Consider the following 25,576-nt stretch of genomic DNA (forward strand, 5'->3'; position numbering starts at 1 on the left):
AAACGTCAGTGTATACAAAGTGACTGGCATCACATAACCAAAACCTCATGCCATAAATCCAAACAGCACTACTTGTATGGTAGTCAAACTAGAAGTATCTTGTGCGGACGTTAACTATTGATTCGATCTTAAGATCCATTTTTACCCGTCAGGACAGATACACTATGAAAATCGTAAAGGCTGAAGTGTTCGTTACGTGCCCGGGCCGTAACTTTGTAACCGTGAAAATCACAACCGATGAAGGCATTTACGGCGTCGGCGACGCCACGCTCAACGGACGTGAACTTCCCGTGGCCTCCTATCTGAAAGACCACCTGTGCCCGCAGCTTATCGGCCGCGACGCCCATCAGATCGAAGACATCTTCCAATTTTTCTACAAAGGCGCTTACTGGCGTCGCGGCCCAGTCACCATGTCGGCGATCTCCGCTATCGATATGGCGCTCTGGGACATTAAGGGTAAAGCGGCCAACATGCCGGTTTACCAGCTGCTGGGCGGGGCTTCTCGTACCGGCGTCATGGTGTACTGCCACACCACCGGCCGCACTATCGACGAAGTGCTGGAAGACTACGCCAAGCATCAGGAAATGGGCTTTAAAGCGATCCGCGTTCAGTGCGGCGTGCCGGGCATGAAAACCACTTACGGCCTGAGCAAAGGCAAAAATCTGGCTTACGAGCCGGCCACCAAGGGCGCCTATCCGGAAGAGCAGCTGTGGTCGACGGAGAAATATCTGGACTTTACGCCCAAGCTGTTTGAAGCCGTGCGTAACAAATTTGGCTTTAACGAGCATCTGCTGCACGACATGCACCACCGTCTGACGCCTATTGAAGCCGCTCGCTTCGGTAAAAGCATCGAAGACTACCGCCTGTTCTGGATGGAAGATCCGACCCCTGCGGAAAATCAGGAATGTTTCCGCCTGATCCGTCAGCACACCGTGACCCCTATCGCCGTCGGCGAAGTCTTCAACAGCATTTGGGACTGCAAGCAGCTTATCGAAGAGCAGCTTATCGACTATATCCGCACCACCATCACCCATGCGGGCGGCATCACCCATATGCGCCGCATCGCCGATTTTGCCGCCATGTATCAGGTGCGCACCGGCTCCCACGGCCCGTCGGATCTGTCTCCGATTTGCCACGCCGCAGCCCTGCACTTCGACATGTGGGTACCGAACTTCGGCGTTCAGGAATATATGGGCTACTCCGAGCAGATGCTGGAAGTCTTCCCACACAACTGGACCTTCGAAGACGGCTATATGCACCCGAGCGACAAGCCGGGCCTGGGCATCGACTTTGACGAAAAACTGGCGGCCAAATACCCCTATGAGCCGGCTTACTTACCGGTCGCCCGTCTCGAAGACGGTACGCTGTGGAACTGGTAATTAACGGAGAGCACATAATGAAAAGCGTAGTTATTCAAGAGCCAGGTCAGTTAGTTATCGAAGACCGCCCACTGCCAGAACCACTGCCGGGTGAAGTTCGCATCCGCGTAGAGAGCGCCGGCATCTGTGGCTCTGACGTACATATTTATCGCGGACATAACCCGTTCGCCAAATACCCCCGCGTTATCGGTCACGAATTTTTTGGCCGCATTGACGCCGTAGGAGAAGGCGTTGACGCCTCCCGTATCGGCGAGCGCGTTGTGGGCGATCCCGTCGTGAGCTGCGGCCACTGTTACCCTTGCTCCGTCGGCCGTCCGAACGTATGTACGTCGCTACAGGTTATCGGCGTACACCGCGACGGCGGCTTCAGCGAATCCGTCACGCTGCCGGCGAAAAACGCTCACGTGGTTCCAGAAAGCATCGCGGATCGCGAAGCCACGATGATTGAGCCCTTTACTATTGCTGCCAACATCTGCAGCCAAATGAACCCCGGCCCGCAGGACGTGGCGCTGGTTTACGGCGCGGGCCCGATGGGATTAACCACCATTCAGGCGCTGCGCGGCGTATACGGCGTTAAGGAAATCATCGTTGCAGACCGCATCGATGAGCGCCTTGCGATGGCAAAGGAAAACGGCGCCGATCGCACTATCAACAACACCAACGTCAGCCTGGCTGACGAACTGACGAAGCTGGGCGTTCGTCCAACCCTTATCGTTGACGCCGCCTGCCATCCGTCCATTTTGCCTGAAGCCATCGGCCTTGCGTCTCCGGCCGCTCGCATCGGCATTATGGGATTCTCTTCCGACCCGTGCGTCATTAACCAACAGGGGATCACCAGTAAGGAGCTGACGATTTATAGCTCCCGCCTGAACAGCAACCGCTTCCCGATGGTTATTGACTGGATGAAGGAGAAAAAAATTCACCCGGAAAAACTCATCACCCATCAGTTCGACTATACGCAGGTCATCAATGCGCTGGAAACCTTTGAAAAGGACCAGAAGCAGTGCTGCAAAGTCTTATTGACGTTTTAGCTTCTTAGCTTCAGGCGCGGCGATGAGGCAACGGCGCTAATTCCCGGTAACATTCTCTGGCGTTATCGGGAATCGGCGAAAGCCGCGCACTGATGAATAAAAAGCGGAACTAACTATCTCTGTACCTAACGCATTGCTGTACCCATAACGACAACTCGTAGAGAGCAATTATATGGACTTAAAACAGAATACCCCTGAAAGAAGCACCGCAGACCTGGTCAAGGCAGCCGTTTCCGGCTGGCTCGGCACGGCTCTGGAATTTATGGACTTTCAGCTGTACTCCCTCGGCGCAGCGCTGGTCTTTCACGAAATCTTCTTCCCCGAACAGTCAGCGGCGATGGCGCTTATTCTTGCCATGGGCACCTATGGCGCAGGCTACATTGCGCGCATCGTCGGCGCATTCTTCTTCGGACGCATGGGCGATACTATCGGCCGTAAAAAAGTCCTGTTCATCACCATTACCATGATGGGCATCTGTACGACCCTTATCGGCGTGCTGCCGACCTACGCGCAGATCGGCATCTTCGCGCCGCTGCTGCTGATTCTGCTGCGGATTATTCAGGGCTTGGGAGCCGGAGCTGAAATTTCCGGCGCGGGCACCATGCTTGCAGAATATGCGCCAAAAGGTAAGCGCGGCATTATTTCCTCACTGGTCGCCATGGGCACTAACTGCGGCACCCTGAGCGCCACCGCTATCTGGGCCGTGATGTTCTTTGCGCTCGACAGACAGCAACTGCTGGACTGGGGCTGGCGCGTACCGTTCCTGGCAAGCGTCGTCGTTATGTTCTTTGCCATCTGGCTTCGTATGAACCTGAAAGAAAGCCCGGTCTTTGAGCAGGTTTCTGAAGACGGCCCGGTTGCAGCGAAAACCACAGTGAAAGAAGAATCCTCTTTTGCCATGTTCACCAGCAAGTCCTTCTGGTTGGCCACCGGCCTGCGCTTTGGCCAGGCGGGTAACTCGGGCCTTATCCAAACGTTCCTGGCAGGCTATCTGGTACAAACGCTGATGTTTGAAAAGGCGATTCCTACCGACGCCCTGATGATAAGCTCCATTCTCGGCTTCCTGACTAATCCGCTGTTGGGCTGGCTGTCAGATAAAGTTGGCCGTCGCGTTCCCTATATTATCCTGTGCATCGGCGCCATTATTCTGGCCTACCCGATGGTATCCATGATTGTCGACAAAGATAATGCGCCAAACGTCATCATGGCCAGCATTATTATCATTCACAACGTGGCGGTTCTGGGCCTGTTCGCGCTGGAAAACATCACCATGGCGGAAATGTTCGGTTCCCGTAACCGCTTTACCCGCATGGCGATTTCCAAAGAGGCGGGCGGCCTGGTTGCGGTCGGATTTGGTCCCGTTCTGGCCGGCATCTTCTGTAATGCGACCGGTTCCTGGTGGCCAATCGTCGTGATGATTATCGTCTACTCCGTCATCGGGCTTATCTCTGCCGTTTGCATGCCTGAAGTTAAGGATCGCGACCTCAGCGCAGAAGAGGACGCTGCAGAAGTACCCGCTAAGCCGGTAACGGCCAATGCCCAAAGTTACGTTTAGTCCCAAGAGCCTGTAATACTATGAAACTATCGAATAACGCGCTGTCCAATCTGCCAAAAGACGTCATTACGCCGTCTTACGACAGGGAAAAGGTAAAACCTCGCATCGTTCATCTGGGATTCGGCGCGTTTCACCGCGCCCACCAGGCGGTCTATGCCGATATTCTGGCAACGGAACACGGCAGCGACTGGGGCTACTGCGAAGTCAACCTGATTGGCGGCGAACAGCAAATCAACGACCTTAATCAACAGGATCTGCTCTATTCCGTCGCCGAAATGGCGGCGGAAGGCTGGTCTGGTCGCGTGGTCGGTGTCGTACGCCGCGCGCTGCATGCGGAAATCGACGGCATTGATACCGTGCTGGAAACGATGGCCGAACCGCAGGTCGCTATCGTCTCCATCACCATCACGGAAAAAGGCTACTGCTATCAGCCCGCCACCGGTACGCTGATTGAAGACCATCCGATGATTCAGCACGATATCGCTAATCCGACCAGGCCGAAATCCGCCCCCGGCGCCATCGTTGCGGCGCTGCGCATGCGGCGCGATCGCAACCTGCCTGCGTTTACCGTCATGTCGTGCGACAACATGCCGGAAAACGGGCACGTGACTCGCAACGTCATTTTGGGTTTGGCGAAAAAGCAGGATGCGGAACTGGCCAAGTGGATCGAAGCCAACGTCAGCTTCCCCTCCACGATGGTCGACCGCATTGTGCCCGCCGTTACGCCGGAAACGCTGGAAAAGGTCACCCAGAAGCTGGGCGGCGTTCAGGATCCGGCCGGCGTGGCCTGCGAGCCCTTCCGCCAGTGGGTCATTGAAGACAACTTCGTCAACGGTCGTCCTGAATGGGAAAAAGCGGGTGCGGAGCTGGTTAACGACGTGCTGCCGTATGAAGAAATGAAGCTGCGCATGCTTAACGGCAGCCACTCTTTTCTCGCCTATTTAGGCTATCTGGCGGGCTATCAGCACATCAATGACTGCATGCAGGACGACAACTACGCCGCCGCCGCTCGCCGTCTGATGCTCAATGAGCAGGCTCCTACGCTGAGAACGCAAGGCGTCGATCTGGTCGCCTACGCCGATTCGCTGCTTAACCGCTATCGCAATACGGCGCTGAAGCACCGCACCTGGCAAATCGCGATGGACGGTACGCAAAAGCTGCCCCAGCGCATGCTGGATTCCATCCGTTATCACCTGGCCAACGGCACCTCTTTTGACTGCCTGGCGCTAGGCGTTGCCGCATGGATCCGCTACGTCGGCGGCGTTGACGAGCAGGGGCAGCCGATTGAAGTCAGCGATCCGCTCCTTGAGCAGTTGCGTACGCTGGTCAACGGCAGCGCAGAAGGCGAAGCGCGGGTTAAGGCGCTGCTGTCACTGAAAGTCGTATTCGGTAGCGAATTGCCTAACAATGAACGCTTTGTCAGCGCCGTCACCGGCGCCTATCAGCAGTTGCTGGACTTAGGCGCTAAAGAGAGCGTTGCGCGGTTGGTGAAGACCTTCTGAAGCGTTTTTAAACGCTAAACGCAATTATCCAAAAAAGCCGAGGGCTCCGCGCTCTTCGGCTTTTTTAATATCTTTAGCAAAATAAAAAACGTCGATTTTTCCACATCATTAAATCGAAAATAAATAAAAATGCCTATTTGTTCTGCCCTCAAAAATGTAAAAAAACCGATCTCCAATTTACATTAGATTATTTTTTTCAATTAAAAATTAACAAATTAAGAATTAGATATGATAATTCCCACACGGTTGCGCTTTTGAAAAAGAAAATTATTATTCATTTCATCATATATATTCAGCAATAAGCGTAAAAATCGGACCTAAGATATCCTATTCTTATCGCATTAATTCGCCAATAAGTTAAGAATTCTAGTGAAACTTGCGGGAATTATCGCCATAATGCAAAAAGCTGCGGATAAAAGTCAGAGAATAGCGAACGTCAATGAGCATTGTTTACCCTTTCACGACGAGTGAACCCGTCAATCAACAGATTTATCGCCTGCTGCGTCAGGAGATCGTGGACTGTACCATCAGGCCCGGAACGCTGTTGTCTGAAAAAGAGATTTCCACTCGCTTTAGCGTTTCCCGTCAGCCTGTGAGAGAAGCGTTCATCAAGCTGTCTGAAACCGGTTTAGTGCAGATACTTCCCCAACGTGGGACATTCGTCATGAAAATCTCGGCTAAACGCGTATCCGACGGTCGGTTTATTCGAGAAGCGCTGGAGTCGGCCATTATCCGCCGCGTGGCGACGGCAATAACGCCCGAGCGCCTGATGCAGCTAAAGCATAATCTCCACCGTCAGGAGTTGGCCGCCGCCAACAAGCGGGACAAAGAGTTTCTGGAGCTGGACGACGAATTCCACCGCACGTTTACCGAAATCGTCGACTGCCCAATGGCGTGGGAAACCATCGAAACCATCAAGGCAACGATGGACCGGGTACGATTTATGAGCCTGGCGGACGTCTCACCGCCGGAAGGCCTGATTGAGCAACACTACCGCATTTATCACGCGCTGGAAAAGCGCGATCCCGATGCCGCCGAAGAAGCCATTCACCAGCACCTGCGTGAAATGATCACCACGATCACCACCATTTCGCAGCGTAATACCGACTGGTTCGAAACCGGCGAGTAGCCTTTCTCGGATATCCGATTATAAGAACGGCGGCCTTTTGGCCGCCGTTTCACTGACGATATAGAACAACTAACGCTTCTTACCGCCTAAAATACTGCCGAGAATGCCGCGCACGATTTGGCTGCTCAACTGGCGGGTCATAGACTTCGCCGCCGTCTGGACAAGGCCGTCCTTCTTACCGCCACGCGGCCCGGTGCTGCCGAACAGGATTTCGTTCAGGCTGCCAAACAGCCCGCCGCCGTCGTTGGACTTTTCATCCTGTGCCGAAGGCCTGGCTTCACTCTTCGAAGCTTCATCCGTTAATACCGAGGATCCGGCTGCCAGCTTTTCATAAGCCGACTCGCGATCTATAGCCTCTTCATAACGCCCGTAAAGCGGAGAATGATTAATCAGCGCGTTGCGCTCGTCGTCGCTCAGCGCCCCCATGCGCGAACGGGGAGCAATAACAAAGCCGCGCTCGACCACGTTGGGCCTCCCTTTCTCATCAAGGAAAGAGACCAACGCTTCACCGACGCCCAGTTCGGTAATCGCCTGCTCGGCGTCAAAGGCCGGATTGGCGCGCATCGTCTGCGCTGCGGCGCGCACCGCTTTTTGGTCCCGCGGCGTAAACGCGCGCAGAGCGTGCTGCACGCGATTGCCGAGTTGGCCGAGCACGCTGTCGGGAATGTCTAACGGGTTTTGTGTGACAAAATAGACCCCGACGCCCTTTGAACGGATAAGGCGTACGACCTGTTCAATCTTCTCTAACAGAGCGGGCGGTGCGTCTTTAAACAGCAGGTGGGCTTCATCAAAGAAAAACACCATTTTCGGCTTGTCCATATCGCCCACTTCGGGCAGGTGCTCAAACAGCTCGGACAGCAGCCAAAGCAGGAAAACGGAATAGAGCTTCGGCAGGTTATAAAGCCTGTCGGCCGCCAGAATGTTTACTATCCCTTGCCCGGATGCGTTGTTTTTCATCAGATCGAAGATATCCAGCATCGGCTCGCCGAAGAAGCGCTCGCCGCCTTGCTCTCCCAGCGTCAACAGCCCGCGCTGGATAGCGCCGATGGAAGCGCTGGAAATGTTGCCATACTGCGTCTGGAAGCGTTTGGCGTTATCGCCGACAAACTGCACCATCGAGCGCAGATCCTTCATATCCAACAGCAAAAGGCCGCTATCATCGGCAATTTTGAACACTAGCTGCAGAACGCCGGACTGCACGTCGTTAAGGTTAAGCAGTCGGGAAAGTAGAATCGGCCCCATGTCCGACACGGTCGCTCGAACCGGATGCCCTTTCTCGCCGAAGACGTCCCAAAAAACGACCGGACACGCGGCCGGATCCCAGTCTGTTACGCCAAGCGCTTCAAGGCGAGACTGCAGTTTAGGGTTCAAAACGCCCTCAGCGCCGATACCGGACAGGTCGCCCTTCACGTCCGCCATAAACACCGGCACTCCAGCTTGCGAAAAGCGCTCCGCCATTTTTTGCAGCGTGACGGTTTTCCCGGTTCCCGTAGCGCCGGTAATCAGCCCATGGCGGTTCGCCAGCGCGGGCAGAATGGCCAGCGGCGTCTCATGACTCTTGGCAATAACAAGCGGTTCTAACATCAGCATATATCCTATTTAATTGGCCATCCCTGTGCCCAAACGGGGCAGAGAGCCCTTAAAGCCTATGCGCTCGGGTCAAACACCTCCCGTCGCCCCCTGATTCTTACTGCCTTCAGTATATATCTAACCGATTCAAACTGCAGGACAACGCGTCTGAGGCTTGAAGCATAGCGAGTATAAGTAAGGCAAGGCAAATCATTAAGCGCTACCCTTTAAGCTAAGCCCACGGTTCAAAATTAGACTCACGTCGCCACGCTATGAAAACATCATTTATCATATGAATCGTTTCAATTGCGATTAAATGGAGAGTGAGATCACGATAAATTTTAACTTTCCTCATTATAATCAACAAACAAGCAACATTATTGTTGCCGAAATGATAATCAAGGAAGCATTAAATGAAAGCGTCTTACCAATCTTTTTATAATGAGCTCTGTCGTTTTGTTCCAAAATCAAACGTTTATACAGATCCTTCCAGAACGATGGCGTTCGGTACAGACGCCAGCTGCTATCGCCTGATCCCGCAGATCGTTGTTCGCCTCGATAGCGAAAAGGACGTTCAGAAAACGCTGGTGCTGGCGCAAAAGCACAATCTTCCCGTTACGTTTCGCGCCGCCGGCACCAGCCTGTCCGGCCAGGCTATTACCGACTCGATTTTGATTATGCTCGGCGACAACTGGCGGCAGTATAAGATCTTTGGCGACGCGGGCTATATCTCGCTTAAGCCTGGTGTTATCGGCGCTGACGCTAACCGCTATCTGGCGCCGTTTGGCCGAAAAATAGGCCCGGATCCGGCATCTATCGACGCCTGTAAAATCGGCGGCATTGCCGCCAACAACGCCAGCGGCATGTGCTGCGGCACGTCGCAAAACTCTTATCAAACGTTAGCGTCCATGCGCCTCATTCTGGCGGACGGCACGCTTATTGACACCGCCGACAGCGAATCCGTCGCTTCCTTTAAAAAAACGCACGCCCACATTCTTGACGGGCTTCGCGAGCTGGCGAGCCAAACCAAGGCCAATACGCACCTCGCCGAGCTCATTCGCCACAAGTACCGCATTAAAAACACTACCGGCTACAGCCTCAACGCGCTGGTCGACTTTGACGATCCGCTTGACGTCATGACCCACCTGATGATCGGCTCCGAAGGTACTCTCGGCTTTATTGCCGAAATCACCTATGAAACGGTGGAAGAGCATAAGTTTAAGGCCTCGGCGCTGTTTGTATTCAAAGACATTGAAGACGCCTGTAAGGCCACTATCGTTCTCAAACAGCAGCCGGTCTCCGCCGTCGAGCTGATGGACCGCGGCGCGCTAGCCTCGGTTGAAAATGAAGAAGGCCTGCCTGACTTCATGCCGCACCTGAGCGAAGACGCCACGGCGCTGCTGGTTGAAGTTCGCGCCGCCGACGCCGACGCGCTGAAAGAAAAGATGGCGCTCATCATGTCGACCGTTTCCGACTTTACGCTGGAACAGCAGGTGCCCTTTACCGACAAGCCGGAGGAGTTCGGCCGCCTATGGGCCATCCGTAAGGGCATATTCCCGGCCATCGGCGCCGTGCGCCCGGTCGGATCGACGGTCATCATTGAAGACGTCGCTTTCCAGATTGAACAGCTGGCCTCCGGCGTACGCGACCTGCGCAAGCTGTTCGTCAAGCATGACTACAAAGTCGTCATTTACGGCCACGCGCTGGATGGCAACATGCACTTCGTCTTCCAGCAGTCGTTCGATACGCCGGCCGAAGTGGCCCGCTATCAGGCGTTTATGGAAGACATCGCCCACCTGGTGGCGGTTGAGTACAAGGGTTCCCTGAAGGCGGAACACGGCACCGGTCGCAACATGGCGTCGTTCGTCGAGCTGGAGTGGGGAGCAGAAGCCTATGAGCTGATGTGGAAGTTAAAGAACCTGCTGGATCCAAACCATCTGCTAAGCCCCGGCGTCCTGCTCAACCGCGACCATAACGCCCACCTGCAAAATCTGAAGCTGCTGCCCGCCGCCGAGCCTCGCGTCGACAGCTGCATCGAATGCGGCTTCTGCGAGCCGGTGTGCCCTTCAACCGGCCTTTCGTTCACGCCGCGCCAGCGCATCGTCATGTGGCGCGAAATCAACCGCCTCAAGCGCAGCGGCGATGACAACAAGCGCCTTAAGCGGCTTGAAAAGGACTTCCTCTACCTGGGCGACGCCACCTGCGCAGCCACCGGCCTGTGCGCCAAGCGCTGCCCGGTCGGCATCAATACCGGCGAGCTTATTCGCGATATTCGTACCCGCCGCAACATGCGCCACGAAAGGATTGCCCGCTGGACGGCCGATCACTTTACCACCGTCACCGCTGGCGCTCGCCTGGCGCTAAATACCGTTGCCGGAGCCGGCAGAGCGATTGGCGTGGAGCGAATGGGGAAAATAACCAAAGCGCTGCACGTCGCAAGCCTCGGCCACATTCCGCTTCTGACGCCATCGTTCCCGCGCGGAACCCGTTCCCCGGTTGCGCCGGTGCTTTCAAGCGGCGATCTCAAGGTGGTTTATGTTCCTAGCTGCGCGTCAAGGACCATGGGCGCCTCCGCTAACGATCCTGACCAGCGCCCGCTGACGGAAGTCATCGAGAAGCTGCTGACCAAAGCCGGTTTCAGCATTATTTATCCGGAAAACCTCGACAGCCTGTGCTGCGGCATGCCGTACAACAGTAAGGGCATCACGACGGTCGCCAAAGAGCGACTGGCGGATATGGAAGAGGCCATCTGGAAAGCCAGCGAGCAGGGTAAATACCCCGTGCTGATGGACACCAGCCCCTGCGCGCTGCGGGCGGTTGAAGGGTTTACCAAGCCGATGGCGCTGTTTGAGCCGGTCGGCTTTACCCACCACTATCTGGTAGAGCGGCTGAAGTTCACGCCGGAGCACAACCCCATCATGCTGCACGTCACCTGCTCCAGCGTGAAGATGGGCCTCTCCGCGCCGATGAAGAGCCTGCTTGAACGCTGCTGCACTCAGGTTGTCATTCCTGACGGCATCCACTGCTGCGGATTTGCCGGCGACAAGGGCATGAAGACGCCGGAGCTGAACGCCAGCGCGCTTCGCCTGCTCAAAGAGCAGGTTCCGGCCAACTGTACGGAAGGGGTTTCCAACAGCCGCACCTGTGAAATCGGCCTGACGGAGCATTCGGGCATCCCCTATCGCTCGATTCTGTACGTAGTAGATAGGGTTACGCGTCCGCTGGAGGCGTAACCGTCAGACAGTAAAAAAGCGCCTTTACGGCGCTTTTTTATTTACGGTAGAAATTCCGCTAAATCACTTCACGATCTCAGCAGAAGTGATCACGATTGGCGTTACAGGCACGTCGCGGTGCTGGCCGTTCGCGGTGGTCGGCATGGTTATCATTTTATCCACGACGTCCATTCCCTTCACCACTTTACCAAATACCGCGTAGCCAAAGTTATCGGATGAATGGTCAAGATAGTCGTTGTCGACCACGTTGATGAAGAATTGGCTGGTCGCGCTGTCAACCACGTTAGTACGCGCCATGGCCAGCGTCCCTCTGACGTTCTTAAGGCCGTTTTCAGCCTCGTTTTTAATCGGCGCGGAAGGCTTCTTCTGGGCCATGTCCGCCGTAAAGCCGCCGCCCTGAGCCATGAAGCCGGGGATTACGCGGTGAAAGATCGTGCCGTTGTAGTAGCCGTCCTTCACGTAGGCCAGGAAGTTCTTGGTAGAAATCGGTGCTTTTTCTTTATCCAGCTCAACCTCAATGGTGCCCAGCGTGGTGGTCAACACAACGTGAGGATTGCTATCCGCCGCCTGCACCGCCGGCGCCAGAACGACCAGTGAAAACACGGCCGCCAGAGTGACACAAATACGCTTTAACATAGAGAAACCTTTTATAAGTTAACGATAAACGGAAGTCTTTCCGATTCTAGTAATTTTGTTACGGCGGGGCTACTACTTTTCTGCGCATTTTTCAGGCGGCACACATAGAGAAAAAGCGCCCGAAGGCGCTTTTCCACCACAACAGAAACGGACTCAGCGTTTAAAGGTAACGATTTCCGGCTGCGTCAGGTTCAAAGTCGTTTGACTGGGCACAGTCTCGGCAATCACCTGACCGCGGCGGATAGAGTAGCGGGCCGGCGTCTGGCGGCGAACGGCGTCGAAGCCGCTTTCCGCCGGCAGGATCACCAGATTCCCGCTGTTTCCAACCGCAATCCCGTAATCCTGCAGGTTTAGCGTTTTAGCGCTGTGGGTGGTGATCAGGTTGAGGCCGTCGTTAATCTGGCCGTAGCCCATCAGTTGGCAGACGTGTAGCCCCATGTGCAGCACTTGAAGCATGTTAGCCGTTCCCAGCGGATACCACGGGTCGAACACGTCGTCGTGGCCGAAGCAGACGTTAATACCCGCTTCCAGCATCTCTTTAACCCGGGTAACGCCGCGGCGCTTGGGATAGGTATCGAAGCGCCCCTGCAGGTGAATGTTCACCAACGGGTTAGCCACAAAGTTAATGCCGGACATTTTCAGCAGGCGGAAAAGCCGGGACGCATACGCGCCGTTATAAGAGTGCATCGCCGTCGTGTGGCTGGCGGTAACGCGAGCGCCCGTGCCGTCGCGATGCGCCAGCGCGGCAACGGTTTCTACAAAGCGCGACTGTTCGTCGTCAATTTCATCGCAGTGCACGTCGATCAGGCGATCGTACTTTTGCGCCAGCGCGAAGATTTTATGCAACGACTCAACGCCGTATTCGCGGGTAAACTCAAAGTGTGGGATGGCGCCAATCACGTCCGCTCCGAGGCGCAAGGCCTCTTCCAACAGCGCTTCACCGTTAGGATAAGAAAGAATTCCCTCCTGCGGGAAGGCGACGATCTGAAGGTCTACCCAGGGCGCAACGTCTTGCTTCACCTCAAGCATAGCCTTCAGCGCCGTCAACGTCGGGTCGGAAACGTCTACGTGGGTGCGCACGTGCTGGATGCCGTTAGCCATCTGCCACTTCAGGGTCTGCATGGCTCTGGCCTTTACGTCTTCATGAGTCAGCATCGCTTTGCGTTCCGCCCAGCGCTCAATGCCCTCAAACAGCGTGCCGGACTGATTCCAGCTCGGCTCGCCGGCGGTCTGCGTTGTGTCCAGGTGGATGTGCGGCTCAACGAACGGCGCAATGGCCAGCCCGCCCTCGGCGTCAATCACGTTCCCCACCGCTGGAGATGCCGCATCCTGAGGCTCAATGCGCTCAAAGCGCCCGTTTTCTACGGTGAGCTGCCACAGCCCTTCTTGCCCTTGCAGGCGGGCCTGGCGAACTGTGATGGTATTATTCTGCATGACTTACCTCTGAAGATGTCACTACGCCGCGATTAAACAGCGGATTCAAAATCATATAGCTAAATACGCCGCCGAGCACGGCATTGACCGGTACGACGCCCGGAATATAGTGACCTGCCGCAATGCCCAGCGCAACGGAAAGAATCGCCATCCAGTTGACCGGGATAAACTTCGCCTTGTTAAAGTCGGCGTAGCGCCGACGGTTCATCAGGTAGTCGGCAATAATAACGCCGCCGATGGGAGGGATCGCCGCCGACAGGAAGGTCAGCCAGCCGACGAAGTTGTTATACAGCCACAGGGCGCACAGCGTGCCGATAATACCGTTAGCGACCGAGAGGGTGCGGCTGGAAAGGCCGGTAATGTTGGCAAAGCCAAGGCCGGATGCGTACAGCGCGTTATCGTTAGTCGTCCAGATGTTAAGGCCAAGCACGATAATGGCCGGGATAAGCAGCCCTTGGGCTATCATCACGTCGGAGATATCCGCCTGCCCTACGGCGGCAGCGCCCGCCGCGCCAAAGATAAACATCAGCGAATTACCGAGGAAGAAGGCAATCAGCGCCACTAGCACCGCGCCCTTTGCGTTACGGCCAAAGCGCACGAAGTCAGCGGTTAGCGTACCCGCGCTGACAAAGGATCCTACAACCAGCGCCAGCGCCGTAGAAAAGTCGAGCGGATTTTGCGGCATGATGGTTTTTAAGTGATCCAATCCGCCAACGTCGTTGACCGCAAGCCAGACGGAATAGCTGCCCAAAACGGCGATGGCGGGAACGGCGATGACCGACAGAACGGTCAGCGCCGAGATGCCGAAAAATATGGTGACCGTCATCAACAGGCCGGACACCGCAATCAGGATATTGGCGTCAATCCCCGTCGCCTTGCTTACCGGGATGGCGAACATTGCCACGCCGACGCCAAACCAGCCTACCTGAGTGCCGCCTAACAGCAGTGAGGGGAGCCATGAGCCTTTAACGCCAAATGAGTAACGAGCCAGGAGGTGGGTGGAAAGTCCGGTTTTTGCGCCGATATATCCGAGGAATGCTGTATAAATACCGAGGAGGAGATTACCGAAGAGAACTGCTAGAAAGAAATCGTTATAGGAAAGACCAGTTCCGAGAGTACCACCGGTCCACATACTGGCTGAAAAAAACGTTAATCCCAACATCACAAACGTCAACGGGATCACGCCTTTTCGCGCCGCCAGGGGGACGGGCCCCTGACCGTAATTGTTATCTTGCGACACAATATCTCCTTAAATCCGGGCCAAAAAATCCGCCGCATGATATACACTTCTCAGGATAAAGCAAACGTTTTCGTCAATGTTTTTTCTACTGGATATGTCATAATGATGAAATATAAAGTAATTTTTTTGATACTAACGGATATAAAATGAAACGCTTTCAGCGGATGACTATTATTTTTTTAACGCTCTTTTTCTCATGTTCTTTTCTTTCTGTAGCCGGTGATGTGACCAATAGCGAAAACGGCCCGCCTTCAGCTAAAAAAATTAATGCGACGACGTTAGAAAACTTCTACCAGATTGACGACAGTCTTTATCGTTCAGGGCAGCCTGGTGAAGCGCAGATGAAGGAACTGGAAAGGCGCGGCGTCAAATCGGTGCTGAACTTGAGAAACTTCCATACTGACGACGACGAAGCCAAAGGGACGTCGCTCGCACTGTATCACGTTCCCATGGAAGCCGGCCGGTTTACGCAGGAGCAGGTCATCGAGGCTTTAAGGGCCGTTTATCTCGCGCCGAAGCCCGTACTTGTGCACTGCTGGCACGGCAGCGACAGAACGGGGCTTACCGTCGCCATGTATCGCCTGGTGTTCCAAAACTGGAGCAAAGAGGCTGCGATTGAGGAGCTTCAGCGGCCGGAGTTCGGCTACCATCGCTGGGCTTATTACAATATTATTCAGTACCTTAGAAAGGTTGACGTCGACGACGTTCGCCGTCAGGTCGTTGGTGAAAAAGTGACCGTCAAGGCAGTGCAGTAAGCTACCTTAAAAAAACGCCCCGCAGATTTATATGCTGCGGGGCGTTTGATTTTTTACAGCCTAACGCGCAATGCGGCTTATGGCATCGGCACGAACCCGACGGCCTGATTAACCTTAACCATAGTTTCTCTGGCGCGGGCGCTGGCCTTCTCGGCGCCTTCTTTCATCACGCGCTGGAGATAGGCTTCATCGTTACGGAAACGGTGATAGCGCTCTTGAAGCTCGGTCAGCATGCCGGCAACCGCCTCTGCAGTCTCCGTCTTCAGGTGGCCGTACATCTTGCCCTCAAACTGGGCTTCCAGCTCGGCAATAGATTTGCCGGTTACGCCAGCGAGAATGTCCAGCAGGTTGGACACGCCGGCCTTGTTCTCTACGTCATAGCGAACGACGGGCGGCTCGTCCGAATCGGTTACCGCACGCTTAAGCTTCTTCATCACCGACTTGGGATCTTCCAGCAGGCCGATAACGTTATTGCGGTTATCGTCCGACTTCGACATCTTTTTAGTCGGCTCTAATAGCGACATAACGCGCGCGCCGGATTTAGGAATAAACGGTTCAGGGACTTTAAAAATATCGCCGTACAACGCATTAAAGCGCTGGGCAACGTCGCGACTTAACTCCAGATGCTGCTTCTGGTCTTCCCCTACGGGCACCTGATTAGTCTGATAAAGCAGGATATCGGCCGCCATCAGCACCGGGTAGCTAAACAGGCCCGCGTTGATGTTTTCTGCGTAGCGGGTCGACTTGTCCTTAAACTGCGTCATGCGGCTCAGTTCGCCAAAATAGGTATAGCAGTTCAGCACCCAGCTCAGCTGCACGTGTTCGGGGACGTGAGACTGAATAAAGATGGTGCTCTTGTCAGGGTCAATGCCGCAGGCCAAATACAGCGCCAGCGTATCCAGCGTCGCTTTACGAAGCTTTTCCGGATCCTGCCGCACGGTAATCGCATGCAGGTCAACGATGCAGTAAATACATTCGTATTCATCCTGCATTTGAACCCATTGACGCAGTGCACCCATGTAGTTACCGATAGTCAGTTCGCCGGAGGGCTGTGCGCCACTAAATACAATGGGTTTGCTCATGATGTCGTCCTAATTCACTTTAGTAGTCAACTGCCCGATGGTGGGCAAAAGATCGGCAAACGAATCCAACACGCGGTCGGGCTGACTCAGCGCGATAGGTTCACCGTAGTTATAGCCGTAGGAAAGGCCAATCGTCGGGCAGCCAGCCGCCCTTCCGGCCTGAATATCGTTGCGGGAATCGCCGACGAATACCAGCTCATCCGCCCTCAGCCCCAGCTGCCCTAAAACCAGATACAGCGGCGCGGGATGAGGCTTCTTCTCCACCACGTCGTCGCCGCCGATAATCACGCTAAAGTAGTCCAAAATGCCCAGAGAATTGAGCAGCGGGCGAACAAAGCGGGTCGGCTTGTTGGTGACCAGCGCCATTTTCAAACCGTCTTTGGCTAGAAGAGACAGAGTCGAGGCCACGTGCGGATACAGGCGGGTGCCCTGCTCGACGGATTCGCCGTAAAACCTATCAAACAGAATGCGGGCGTTGTCCTGATGCCCTCTGGCGCTTTCGCCCCCGGCCCAGTCCAGCGCGCGCATAATCAGCACGCCCGCGCCGTTGCCAATCCAGTGAGCGACCCGTTCTTCCCCGGCAGGCTTGAAGCCCAGCGTCTTCAGCGTTGCGTCAACGGCCTCAGCCAGACCCGGCAGGCTGTTGACCAAGGTGCCGTCAAGATCGAACCCTAGCCCCTTAATGCCGGTAAAAATACTCATCCTTTCACCCTGGACAGCTCGGCGCGCATGCTGTCAATCACTGACCTATAGTCTGGCTGGCTGAAAATGGCGGAGCCGGCAACGAACATATCGGCCCCGGCGGCCGCAATTTCACCGATGTTGTCGACCTTCACGCCGCCGTCGACTTCCAGACGGATGTCCAGCCCGCTTTCGTCAATGCGCTGGCGAACCTGACGCAGCTTTTCAAGCGTGGAAGGGATAAAGGACTGGCCGCCAAAGCCTGGGTTAACTGACATCAGCAGGATAACGTCCAGCTTGTCCATAACGTAGTCCAAGTAGCTCAGCGACGTCGCCGGGTTAAACACCAGCCCTGCCTTACAGCCGTGCTCTTTAATCAGCTGTAGCGTCCGATCGACGTGCTCTGAGGCTTCAGGATGGAAAGAGATATAGCTTGCTCCCGCCTTGGCGAAGTCGGGCACGATGCGATCGACCGGCTTAACCATCAGATGTACGTCAATCGGCGCCGTAATGCCGTAATCACGCAGCGCTTTACATACCATGGGGCCAAACGTCAGGTTCGGCACATAGTGATTATCCATGACGTCAAAATGGACAACGTCAGCGCCGGCGGCCAATACCTTGGCCGTATCCTCGCCCAGGCGGGCAAAGTCAGCGGAAAGTATTGAAGGAGCAATCAGAAAGTTGTTCATTAGCTATCCACCCGTTGAGAAATGTATTAACGCTGACGGTAAAGCGCCAGCAGTTCGTTAACCTTGGTTCGCCCCGTCACGTTTCGACTTATGGTACGCCGCCCTCTGACTACGGTGAGCTCCGCTGCGCGATACCATTCGCGAGTCAGCTCCGTGTCATGGTTTGAGATCAGTACCGGCACGCCCACTCTCTCGGCAACGTCCTGCGCCAAAACCGCCAGCGCCTGCTGATCGTAAACGTTGAAGCTGTTAGTGTGGTAAGCGGTAAAGTTCGCCGTCGCCGACAGCGGCGCATACGGTGGATCGCAGTACACGACCGAACCCGGCAGGGCCTTTTTCATCGTTTGTTCGTAGTTTTCACAAAAAAACGTCGCCCGCTTTGCCTTTTCAGCAAAGCAGTACAGCTCGGCTTCCGGAAAATAGGGTTTCTTATAGCGGCCAAAAGGCACGTTAAACTCTCCGCTGAGGTTATAGCGGCATAGCCCGTTATAACAGTGGCGGTTTAAATAGAGAAATAGAAGCGCGCGACGGTAGCGGTCTCGGCTTTCATTAAATTCAGTCCGCAGCTTATAGTACGTCTGTTCCTCGTTATTGCTCCCGTCAAACAGTTTGCGAGAGTCCTCCACTACCTGCTCTACGCGCTCTTTTACGATATTGTAGAGGTTGATTAAGTCACTGTTGATGTCTGCCAGAACGTATTTTTCATAATCCGTATTTAAAAATACTGAACCAGCGCCGACGAACGGCTCAACTAAACATTCACCCTTAGGTAAATATTCCCGAATTTCATTGACCAGCGGATATTTACCGCCGGCCCATTTTAAAAAAGAACGTTTTTTCTTCATGCTGCGAGTCAGCTACTTATACAATTCACAACGGCGTTTTGCACTCTGTTTCAAGCAGCACATTTGCACATATAATTATTTTTGTTTTAGATCCTGATGCACCTGTTGCATCGATCTTACCCACGGCTTATTCGCCTGTACGTCTTTAGACATTGTTGACAGCGCAGACCTGGCCTCAGAAGCCGACGCATAGTTGCCGGTAATCAGAATAAACCAGGGCTTACCGTTACGCTGCGTCTGGTATACCCAGTAATCCGTCATGCCGTTTTTCTTGGCAAAGGCCACCAGAGTATCGGAGCGCGAAGCGCTGCTAACCTGAAGCGTAACTCGGTTTGCTGGTATAGACGCCAGCGCAGAAGCGCTTCCCGGCGTTGAAGAACCTTTCGCAGCGGGAGCCTTAGTGGGGCTCTCGGTTGCTTTAGGCGCGGTTTTAGTCGGCTGCGGCTCGGCCGGTTTTGACTTTGTCTGGCCGCTCTGTACCGGATCTTGCGCTTTTACCGGCGGGGAGGACGTATGGGTCGGCTGAGCCTCGGCGCCTGACGTTTGGCCCGTGGAACCGCTGCCGGCCATTTCCGTCTCTTTCAGTCGATTTAGCTGCTCTTGCTGAGCGGAAAGCGCGTCGGTAATCTCACCTGGAATTTCCACCCGCTGCTGGTTGGGCGTTTCGGGAACCGGGGGCGACTGCGTTGGCGTGCCTGCGATCGGCGGCGGCATTACCGGCTGTGAAGAAGACTGCGAACCCGCAGCGCTATTCGCGCCGCTATCGGCAGGAGGCTGCGCCTGCTGAGCCGACGTGCCGGAGCCTAGATCAACCTCGCGCGGCCCGCCGCTTTGCGGTGCCGGAGACTTTAACGCCGAGCTAATGAGGTAGATGAGCAGCAACAGAACGACAATACCAATACCGAGCTTAACGTGCTGCCGAGATACGGTAAAACCTCTACCGGATCTGCTGGGCTTACTGCGCTCACGGCGAGGCGCACGGTCTTCAGCGTCAGGCCTCATACCGTCAGATTCAAAATCTTCCGGTGCATCGTCTTCGTTTCGCACTTTTCTAACCCCTCCCCTACATCCAGAGCCTGCAACAGACCGACTCAAAGAAGTATTTTAAAAAACAGCCAATCAGTTATCCCGTTGGCAATCGAGGATAGCCGATAATACAACATCGTGCGCTATCCCACCTACGACCTCGGATTGCCCGATAGCCGTTGGCAACACAAGCCGAAGTTTCCCCGCCAGCGTCTTTTTATCTCGCAGCATATGGGGAATATAGGCTTCAGCAGTCATCTCTTTTGGACCTTTCGTCGGCAGGTTGGCGCGCGCCAGCAGGCGCTTAATGCGAACAATATCTTCACGCGGGAATATGCCCAGGTTCGACGCCGCATATGCCGCCATGACCGTACCGGCGGCAACGGCTTCCCCGTGCAGCCAGTTACCATACCCCATTTCAGCCTCAATGGCATGGCCAAAAGTATGCCCGAGGTTCAACAGCGCCCGCGCGCCGCTTTCTCGTTCATCTTCGGCGACAACCTGCGCCTTAATTTCACAGCACCGGCGAATACAGTATCCCATCGCCTTTTCGTCCAACGCCATCAGTTCGTCAATGTGGGCCTCGAGCCATTCAAACAAATCGGCGTCCAGTATAATCCCATACTTGATAACTTCGGCCAGCCCCGACGACAACTCGCGCGCAGGCAGCGTTTTTAAACAGTTCAGGTCTATAATAACGGAAGCGGGCTGATAAAACGCGCCGATCATATTTTTACCGAGCGGATGATTAACGGCGGTTTTTCCGCCAACGGAGGAATCCACCTGAGACAGCAGCGTCGTGGGTGCCTGAATAAAACGCACGCCCCGCTGATAGCTGGCTGCCGCAAAGCCGGTCAAATCGCCGATAACGCCGCCGCCTAAGGCAATCAGCGTCGTATCGCGACCGTGATTATTTTCAAGCAGTCGGGTAAAAACGCGGTCCATGATGGACAGCGTCTTATACTGCTCTCCATCCGGTAGGATAAGGTCATCCACCACCACGCCGCGCTTTCCAAGACTTTCTTTCACTACCGCCAGATACAGCGGCGCAACGGTCTCGTTGGTCACAATCAGCACTTTTTCTCCCTCTTTAAGGGGAGAAAAAGCGTCGATGCAGTGGAACAGCCCCGCTTCAATTATAATCGGATAGCTGCGTTCGCCTAAAGTGACCGTTACCTTCTCCATCGTCCGCCTTTTTATATAGAGTTAGACTAAGATATACGCCAATCGGACAAAAGAATCAGCGATTTTCGATTAGTTGAATGATTTGATTGGCAACAACCTTCGCGCTTTGATCGTCGGTATGGATCGTGACGTCGGCAATTTCCTCATAAAGAGGATTGCGCTCTTTTGCCAGCGTTTCCAATACGTCTCTTGGCGTATCAACCTGCAGCAGAGGGCGCTTTTTATCGCGCTGAGTGCGGGCCAGCTGTTTTTCGATTGTGGTTTCAAGATAGACAACGATACCGCGGGCGGACAAACGATTACGGGTCTCTTTGGATTTAATGGAACCGCCGCCGGTCGCAAGAACAATCCCCTGCTTCTCGGTCAGTTCATTAATCACTTTTTCTTCACGATCGCGAAACCCTTCTTCGCCTTCCACATCGAATACCCAGGCTATATCAGCTCCAGTACGGCGTTCAATCTCGTGATCGGAGTCCACAAACTCCATATTAAGCTGTTGAGCCAACTGACGGCCTATGGTGCTTTTACCTGCCCCCATTGGACCAATCAGAAAGATATTGCGTTTCTCTGCCATGTTTTTTGGTATTACTAAGATAATTCGTTAATGGACGCCCCACCCTACGGCATGCCGACGCAGCGGGAGTTCACCTGAAACCTCATGAGCAATATGTGTGAGATCAGACTTGAAATTATCTCAACACTGTAGATAGTTGGCAATAGGCGGTTTAGCCCCGCCCGTCTAACCGCCGGCAGAACTCTAAGAAAATCACCGTAATTACGTTTTTCACTTTAGCATTAGGGTTTCAGATAGCTCCTTGTATGCCAAATAACGGCCAGCGTCAAATCGGCGTTCATTTTAATCTATTCTATCCCTCTTTTCTTTTCTCGCTTTCCGCTCCCGTTCCTAAGATCGTCGGCGTAATAAAAATAACCAGCTCTCGTCGAACGCGCTTGTTGGCGTCTCGCTGAAACAGCGAACCCAGCAGGGGGATATCACCTAAAACGGGAACCTGTTCTTTGCTTGCCACGCGGCTGTGTTGAAAAATGCCGCCCAGCGCTATCGTCTCGCCGTTGGCGACAAAGACGCGGGTTTGTATCTCTTGGGTGTCTATCGTCAGCACTTCGCTGCCGTCTCCCTTTTTCAACCCCTTCCCCGGCATGTTTTGACTTATTTGCAGATCGAGCTCCAGCCGTTCGTCGGAGAATATGCGCGGCGTCACCTTTAGCCCCAGAACCGCCTGTTTAAACTCAATCGACGTCGCTCCGCTTGAACCGCTGGAGACTTCGTAGGGAATTTCGGTTCCCTGTTTGATGCTCGCCGTTTGTTGACTAAGGGTGATTAAGCGGGGGCTGGCGATAATTTCTACGCTATTTTCAGCCTCCAGCGCGGACAGCTCTAACCCGAGAAGCCTGCCGTCGATTCTGGCCATCTGAAATCCGAACTGCCCGGCCGGAGTAGACAGCGGCAAATTAACGCTAAACCGGCTCGCGACGCCTGCACCGGCCGCCTCTACGTCGCCCCACCCCCACCTAACGCCCAGCTCTTCCAGCCGTTCGCTGTTAATCGTCACGATGTGAGCCGTCAGCAAAACCTGCGGCTGCGGAACGTCAACCTCGGCCAGCAGCGCCTTAACGGCGTCAACGGCCCCCTCCTCGGTTCGCACCAGCAGGCTGTTGCTTCTGCCGTCGGCTACGGCGCTGCCGCTATCGGAAAGCGCGACGCCCCGCTGGCTATTTAGCACCTTTGCCAGCTCAACGGCATCAGCGTGGCGAACGCGGTAGCTAAACGTAACCAGAACGGGAGGCGGCGGAGCAACCTCTTCGGGCGTTGGTTCTCGAAAGGGAAACACGCTGATAACGCCGCCTTCTCGTTCAGCCTCCAACTTGCCCGCTCTAAGCACAATCGCAAGCGCCTGTTCCCACGGGACCTCCTCCAGCCGCAGGCTAAGCTTACCCTCGACGCCGTCGGCCACCACCAGGTTCAGCCGCCGGGCGTCCGCCAGCGCCTGCAAAACGACGCTAACCGGCGCGTCCTGAAACGCCAGAGAGACGGGCTGTTGGTCCTCAAAAGGGATCTCGCTTTGCGCAAATAAAGCGCCGCCGGTCAGTAAAAAAAGGGCGGCCAACAGGGCCTTAACCACGTTCCATCTCAACATCAGTATTTCCCTAACGTAAGTTCAATAACGTCGCCGGGCCGACAGCGACTTTTCAGTGAAGGCACGGCGGAAAAACGCGCCGTTCCGCCCTCGATATTCAACAGTCGCCAATAGGCCAGCGAGAAACCGTCGCTCAGCGCTCGCCATTTCCCTTCAGGCGTTTGCGCCCAGCCGCGCTCCACGCCCCGGCTGCGAATAACGCCGCGCAGCCGCCAGGACGACAGCGCCTCGGCCTCTTTACGCACCTGAACCTGACACCGCTGCGCCTCTTCCGCCTGAAAGGGATCGCGCCGTTCGGCGTTGGCCGAGAACAGAACCAGCAGAAGAGAAAAAAGCGCGGCGCGGCGCCGCAAAACGCCTGTCGTCACCGGGCGTCCTCCCTTAGCCGATACTGCGTCACGGTCAATGAAACAGTCAGACCGCCGTCTTCCTCCATCACCAGTCTCTCAGCTACCGCGGCAACGGCGTCCTTATCCATATGTTGAATAAAGCGAAGCAGCTGAAAGTAGTCGCCCTTTAATCGAAGCTGCCAGCGCTGTGCCCAGAACGCTCCGCTTTCCGCATCGGCCAGGTGCTTAGCATCAACAACTCGACATTGAGAACGGCGCGCCGCCGCCATCAGGCTTTGAACGCCCATAGGTAACGCGCTATACGTTCTCAGATAGGCGGCTTTCTCCTCTACCCGTTCATCAAGCTGGCTCAGCGAGGGCGTCGTCCCTAATTGCAGCAGGCGCTGAGCATAGCGAGCCTTGGCCTCCTGCAAGTCCTGTCCCTGCTTTTCTCTCTCATCCTGTAAAGGGAAAACGAACAGGTATACCCCTGCGATACCCACAAAAAGAGCAACCGCCAAAGCCACGCCCTGCCGAACCCATAAAGACGCAAAGGCGAGGCTATTCCAGCTAATGTCCTCTTCTCTGCTCACGGTAGCGCCTCTTTACGTTGGCCATCTAAAATAAACGTCACCTGCCCGCCACTGGCCCCCGCCGCGCCGACCATTTCGGTTAAGCGAAGCCGCCAGCCGGTGAGAGACGCCCCAAGGTTTTGCAAATATTCAACAACGTCGCCTTCCGCCCATCCCTGCCCTAAGATCGTAAATGCGTCGTCCTGGTACGTAACCCGCTTCAGCCACAGCGCCTCGGGCAGCGTCGTTTCAATCGTCAGAAACCGACGGGAAACGTCACCGGTTGACTGCCTGTAGCGTTCAATCTGCTCAACCGTCGCGCTAAGAGAAGCGAAGCGCGCTTGCAATACCGCAGCCTGCGCTATCCGCGCCTGAATCATAGCGTCGGCTTCTTCAATCGCCCGCAGCGCCTCAATGTCTGCTCGGTAACGGTACTGTTGAAAACCGTAGGCGGAGGCTATCGCGACGACGGCGCCTGCCGCATATACCGCGACCAGCGCAGCAAAGCACTTTGACGCCCGCTTTCTTTGCCGCTCCCGCCACGGAAGAAAATTCACCTGCAGCATTAACGGTCCTCCTCGCGCAGAGCGAGGCCGCAGGCTAAAACAAAGCGGTGTTCTTCCGGCGGCAGCGGAGGATGCATTTGGTCTATAGCCGCCAACGGCGACCATAGCGCCGCGCCGCCCTGTGCTTCAGGTTCGTCAATTTCTCCGCTAAGAAGCACCCGCTGCGCGTCACCGCCCGCCAGCCGATAGGCTTCACGCGCCTGTGAGGCGGAGAAAAGCGGGGATTCATCGCTCATTTCCGGCAATAGCTGATAGCAAAAGGCGTCATTCAAAGGGGATACCCACATGAATCGCCGCGCCATTCGGTGAAGCAAAAGCGCGCCCCGATCGACGCCGGCGGCCAAGGCCATCGAACGTAAAACGCAGGGCGCGGCATCGACGATGTCCGGCGCAATCCCGGCCTCCGCCAGGCCGGATAAAAGCGAAGTCATGTCTTTTCGCCGCGTTGCGCTGACGACGGCCTGAGCGTTAGCCTTGCCATCGAGGGATGAAATCACTCGATAATCAACGGCCAGTTCCCTTAGCGACAGAGGAAACAGCCTGTCTACGGAGTCTTCAATTAACCACTGCCTGGCGGAAGGCGACTCTACGCCGTCGGGCAAAGGCAGAGTCTGCTGTAGGATGGCCTCGGCGGGCAGCGCGATTCGAAAAGAAACGCGCTTCGGTAGCCGGCTTCGCCAAGCCTTCAGCGCCTGAAGCAGCGCCTGAGAAATGCCGTCGCTCTGAGAAGGATAGGCATAGCCTTCCGGCAAAGGCGGCGCGCGCCACAGGTGCCAGTTCCTCATCTGCCAGCCGTATCGCTGGCGCTGTAAAATCACGGCGTAAAACCCCGCTGAATGAATATCTATTCCTGCCTGCCAGATGGTCATTTCGACTAAATACTCCTTTAGAACTTCACCTTCTCTTCATCTTGATAAAAGAACATATCCACAGCGTCTCATTGGCTTTATACTATCCGGTGTTTGTTTATAAACCGTCC

The 25,576-nt window shown here is 55.1% G+C and carries 23 protein-coding genes; 7 read left to right on the forward strand and 16 right to left on the reverse strand.

Features of this window, described 5'->3' with window-relative positions:
- Positions 1–164 precede the first annotated feature (164 nt).
- The 5 genes from manD (at position 165) to G544_RS0104570 (ending at position 6,596) form a co-directional block, all read left to right on the forward strand.
- Complete coding sequence (manD, locus tag G544_RS0104550; protein WP_027273493.1) at positions 165–1,379, forward strand: D-mannonate dehydratase ManD; 1,215 nt, start codon at positions 165–167, stop codon at positions 1,377–1,379.
- 17 nt (positions 1,380–1,396) lie between these two features.
- Positions 1,397–2,410 (forward strand): Zn-dependent oxidoreductase, encoded by a 1,014-nt coding sequence (locus tag G544_RS0104555; protein ID WP_027273494.1) that lies wholly within the window; start codon positions 1,397–1,399, stop codon positions 2,408–2,410.
- Between the two features lie 172 nt (positions 2,411–2,582).
- A complete protein-coding gene (locus tag G544_RS0104560) occupies positions 2,583–3,965 on the forward strand; it encodes an MFS transporter (protein ID WP_027273495.1) in 1,383 nt (460 codons plus the stop codon).
- A 20-nt stretch (positions 3,966–3,985) separates the two neighbouring features.
- Positions 3,986–5,467 (forward strand): mannitol dehydrogenase family protein, encoded by a 1,482-nt coding sequence (locus G544_RS0104565; RefSeq protein WP_051155571.1) that lies wholly within the window; start codon positions 3,986–3,988, stop codon positions 5,465–5,467.
- Positions 5,468–5,906: 439 nt separating this feature from the next.
- On the forward strand, positions 5,907–6,596 hold the full coding sequence (locus G544_RS0104570) for a GntR family transcriptional regulator (RefSeq protein ID WP_027273497.1): 690 nt from the start codon (positions 5,907–5,909) through the stop codon (positions 6,594–6,596).
- A gap of 69 nt (positions 6,597–6,665) precedes the next feature.
- On the opposite strand, the gene G544_RS0104575 is transcribed toward G544_RS0104570, so the two are convergent.
- Positions 6,666–8,186, reverse strand: a complete 1,521-nt coding sequence (locus tag G544_RS0104575; RefSeq protein WP_373876160.1) for a helicase HerA-like C-terminal domain-containing protein — start codon at positions 8,184–8,186, stop codon at positions 6,666–6,668.
- Between the two features lie 476 nt (positions 8,187–8,662).
- Here G544_RS0104575 and G544_RS0104580 point away from each other — a divergent pair, with 476 nt between their 5' ends.
- Positions 8,663–11,398: an FAD-binding and (Fe-S)-binding domain-containing protein gene (locus G544_RS0104580; protein WP_211218894.1), complete on the forward strand. Its 2,736-nt coding sequence runs from the start codon at positions 8,663–8,665 to the stop codon at positions 11,396–11,398.
- A 63-nt stretch (positions 11,399–11,461) separates the two neighbouring features.
- Here the strand turns inward: G544_RS0104580 and G544_RS0104585 are convergent, their stop codons facing one another.
- The 3 genes from G544_RS0104585 to codB all read right to left on the reverse strand — a co-directional run bounded on the left by G544_RS0104585 (position 11,462) and on the right by codB (position 14,708).
- Complete coding sequence (locus G544_RS0104585) at positions 11,462–12,034, reverse strand: peptidylprolyl isomerase (RefSeq protein WP_027273500.1); 573 nt, start codon at positions 12,032–12,034, stop codon at positions 11,462–11,464.
- Positions 12,035–12,187: 153 nt separating this feature from the next.
- Positions 12,188–13,468 carry a cytosine deaminase gene (locus G544_RS0104590; protein ID WP_027273501.1) on the reverse strand — a complete coding sequence of 427 codons (1,281 nt, stop codon included), beginning with the start codon at positions 13,466–13,468 and terminating at the stop codon, positions 12,188–12,190.
- The gene (gene codB / locus G544_RS0104595; protein ID WP_027273502.1) at positions 13,458–14,708 is read right to left on the reverse strand and encodes a cytosine permease; all 1,251 of its coding nucleotides are present in this window, start codon (positions 14,706–14,708) and stop codon (positions 13,458–13,460) included. The genes G544_RS0104590 and codB overlap by 11 nt, the downstream gene beginning before the upstream one ends.
- A gap of 146 nt (positions 14,709–14,854) precedes the next feature.
- On the opposite strand from codB, the gene G544_RS0104600 reads away from it, so the two are divergent.
- Complete coding sequence (locus G544_RS0104600) at positions 14,855–15,463, forward strand: dual specificity protein phosphatase family protein (protein WP_051155572.1); 609 nt, start codon at positions 14,855–14,857, stop codon at positions 15,461–15,463.
- A 77-nt stretch (positions 15,464–15,540) separates the two neighbouring features.
- Here G544_RS0104600 and trpS read toward each other — a convergent pair whose 3' ends face one another.
- The 12 genes from trpS to pilM form a co-directional block, all read right to left on the reverse strand.
- Complete coding sequence (gene trpS / locus G544_RS0104605; protein WP_027273504.1) at positions 15,541–16,545, reverse strand: tryptophan--tRNA ligase; 1,005 nt, start codon at positions 16,543–16,545, stop codon at positions 15,541–15,543.
- A 9-nt stretch (positions 16,546–16,554) separates the two neighbouring features.
- The gene (locus G544_RS0104610) at positions 16,555–17,247 is read right to left on the reverse strand and encodes a phosphoglycolate phosphatase (RefSeq protein ID WP_027273505.1); all 693 of its coding nucleotides are present in this window, start codon (positions 17,245–17,247) and stop codon (positions 16,555–16,557) included.
- Positions 17,244–17,918, reverse strand: coding sequence for a ribulose-phosphate 3-epimerase (gene rpe / locus G544_RS0104615; RefSeq protein ID WP_027273506.1), 675 nt, complete (start codon positions 17,916–17,918; stop codon positions 17,244–17,246). The genes G544_RS0104610 and rpe overlap by 4 nt, the downstream gene beginning before the upstream one ends.
- Before the next feature lie 26 nt (positions 17,919–17,944).
- The gene (dam, locus tag G544_RS0104620) at positions 17,945–18,763 is read right to left on the reverse strand and encodes an adenine-specific DNA-methyltransferase (RefSeq protein ID WP_027273507.1); all 819 of its coding nucleotides are present in this window, start codon (positions 18,761–18,763) and stop codon (positions 17,945–17,947) included.
- 75 nt (positions 18,764–18,838) lie between these two features.
- On the reverse strand, positions 18,839–19,810 hold the full coding sequence (locus G544_RS0104625) for an SPOR domain-containing protein (RefSeq protein ID WP_036023327.1): 972 nt from the start codon (positions 19,808–19,810) through the stop codon (positions 18,839–18,841).
- 72 nt (positions 19,811–19,882) lie between these two features.
- Positions 19,883–20,974, reverse strand: coding sequence for a 3-dehydroquinate synthase (aroB, locus tag G544_RS0104630; protein WP_027273509.1), 1,092 nt, complete (start codon positions 20,972–20,974; stop codon positions 19,883–19,885).
- Positions 20,975–21,029: 55 nt separating this feature from the next.
- Positions 21,030–21,548 carry a shikimate kinase AroK gene (gene aroK / locus G544_RS0104635; protein ID WP_027273510.1) on the reverse strand — a complete coding sequence of 173 codons (519 nt, stop codon included), beginning with the start codon at positions 21,546–21,548 and terminating at the stop codon, positions 21,030–21,032.
- A 292-nt stretch (positions 21,549–21,840) separates the two neighbouring features.
- Positions 21,841–23,130 carry a secretin N-terminal domain-containing protein gene (locus G544_RS19925; RefSeq protein ID WP_051155573.1) on the reverse strand — a complete coding sequence of 430 codons (1,290 nt, stop codon included), beginning with the start codon at positions 23,128–23,130 and terminating at the stop codon, positions 21,841–21,843.
- Positions 23,130–23,498: a DNA utilization family protein gene (locus tag G544_RS19930; protein ID WP_036023330.1), complete on the reverse strand. Its 369-nt coding sequence runs from the start codon at positions 23,496–23,498 to the stop codon at positions 23,130–23,132. The genes G544_RS19925 and G544_RS19930 overlap by 1 nt, the downstream gene beginning before the upstream one ends.
- Complete coding sequence (locus tag G544_RS0104650; protein WP_027273511.1) at positions 23,495–24,052, reverse strand: hypothetical protein; 558 nt, start codon at positions 24,050–24,052, stop codon at positions 23,495–23,497. Before G544_RS0104650 ends, G544_RS19930 begins: the two co-directional genes overlap by 4 nt.
- The gene (locus G544_RS0104655; protein ID WP_027273512.1) at positions 24,049–24,597 is read right to left on the reverse strand and encodes a PilN domain-containing protein; all 549 of its coding nucleotides are present in this window, start codon (positions 24,595–24,597) and stop codon (positions 24,049–24,051) included. Before G544_RS0104655 ends, G544_RS0104650 begins: the two co-directional genes overlap by 4 nt.
- The gene (gene pilM / locus G544_RS0104660) at positions 24,597–25,466 is read right to left on the reverse strand and encodes a pilus assembly protein PilM (protein WP_027273513.1); all 870 of its coding nucleotides are present in this window, start codon (positions 25,464–25,466) and stop codon (positions 24,597–24,599) included. Before pilM ends, G544_RS0104655 begins: the two co-directional genes overlap by 1 nt.
- Between the last annotated feature and the right edge of the window lie 110 nt (positions 25,467–25,576).

Origin of the sequence: Leminorella grimontii ATCC 33999 = DSM 5078, from assembly GCF_000439085.1 — a bacterium.
GTDB classification, from domain to species: domain Bacteria; phylum Pseudomonadota; class Gammaproteobacteria; order Enterobacterales; family Enterobacteriaceae; genus Leminorella; species Leminorella grimontii.

Bases quoted from the DNA above. Each gene is read 5' to 3' on its own strand.
- manD (WP_027273493.1), top strand. From the start codon at position 165: ATGAAAATCGTAAAGGCTGAAGTGTTCGTTACGTGCCCGGGCCGTAAC.
- G544_RS0104555 (WP_027273494.1), top strand. From the start codon at position 1,397: ATGAAAAGCGTAGTTATTCAAGAGCCAGGTCAGTTAGTTATCGAAGAC.
- G544_RS0104560 (WP_027273495.1), top strand. From the start codon at position 2,583: ATGGACTTAAAACAGAATACCCCTGAAAGAAGCACCGCAGACCTGGTC.
- G544_RS0104565 (WP_051155571.1), top strand. From the start codon at position 3,986: ATGAAACTATCGAATAACGCGCTGTCCAATCTGCCAAAAGACGTCATT.
- G544_RS0104570 (WP_027273497.1), top strand. From the start codon at position 5,907: ATGAGCATTGTTTACCCTTTCACGACGAGTGAACCCGTCAATCAACAG.
- G544_RS0104575 (WP_373876160.1), bottom strand. From the start codon at position 8,186: ATGCTGATGTTAGAACCGCTTGTTATTGCCAAGAGTCATGAGACGCCG.
- G544_RS0104580 (WP_211218894.1), top strand. From the start codon at position 8,663: ATGGCGTTCGGTACAGACGCCAGCTGCTATCGCCTGATCCCGCAGATC.
- G544_RS0104585 (WP_027273500.1), bottom strand. From the start codon at position 12,034: ATGTTAAAGCGTATTTGTGTCACTCTGGCGGCCGTGTTTTCACTGGTC.
- G544_RS0104590 (WP_027273501.1), bottom strand. From the start codon at position 13,468: ATGCAGAATAATACCATCACAGTTCGCCAGGCCCGCCTGCAAGGGCAA.
- G544_RS0104600 (WP_051155572.1), top strand. From the start codon at position 14,855: ATGAAACGCTTTCAGCGGATGACTATTATTTTTTTAACGCTCTTTTTC.
- trpS (WP_027273504.1), bottom strand. From the start codon at position 16,545: ATGAGCAAACCCATTGTATTTAGTGGCGCACAGCCCTCCGGCGAACTG.
- G544_RS0104610 (WP_027273505.1), bottom strand. From the start codon at position 17,247: ATGAGTATTTTTACCGGCATTAAGGGGCTAGGGTTCGATCTTGACGGC.
- rpe (WP_027273506.1), bottom strand. From the start codon at position 17,918: ATGAACAACTTTCTGATTGCTCCTTCAATACTTTCCGCTGACTTTGCC.
- dam (WP_027273507.1), bottom strand. From the start codon at position 18,763: ATGAAGAAAAAACGTTCTTTTTTAAAATGGGCCGGCGGTAAATATCCG.
- aroB (WP_027273509.1), bottom strand. From the start codon at position 20,974: ATGGAGAAGGTAACGGTCACTTTAGGCGAACGCAGCTATCCGATTATA.
- aroK (WP_027273510.1), bottom strand. From the start codon at position 21,548: ATGGCAGAGAAACGCAATATCTTTCTGATTGGTCCAATGGGGGCAGGT.
- G544_RS19925 (WP_051155573.1), bottom strand. From the start codon at position 23,130: ATGTTGAGATGGAACGTGGTTAAGGCCCTGTTGGCCGCCCTTTTTTTA.
- G544_RS0104655 (WP_027273512.1), bottom strand. From the start codon at position 24,597: ATGCTGCAGGTGAATTTTCTTCCGTGGCGGGAGCGGCAAAGAAAGCGG.
- pilM (WP_027273513.1), bottom strand. From the start codon at position 25,466: ATGACCATCTGGCAGGCAGGAATAGATATTCATTCAGCGGGGTTTTAC.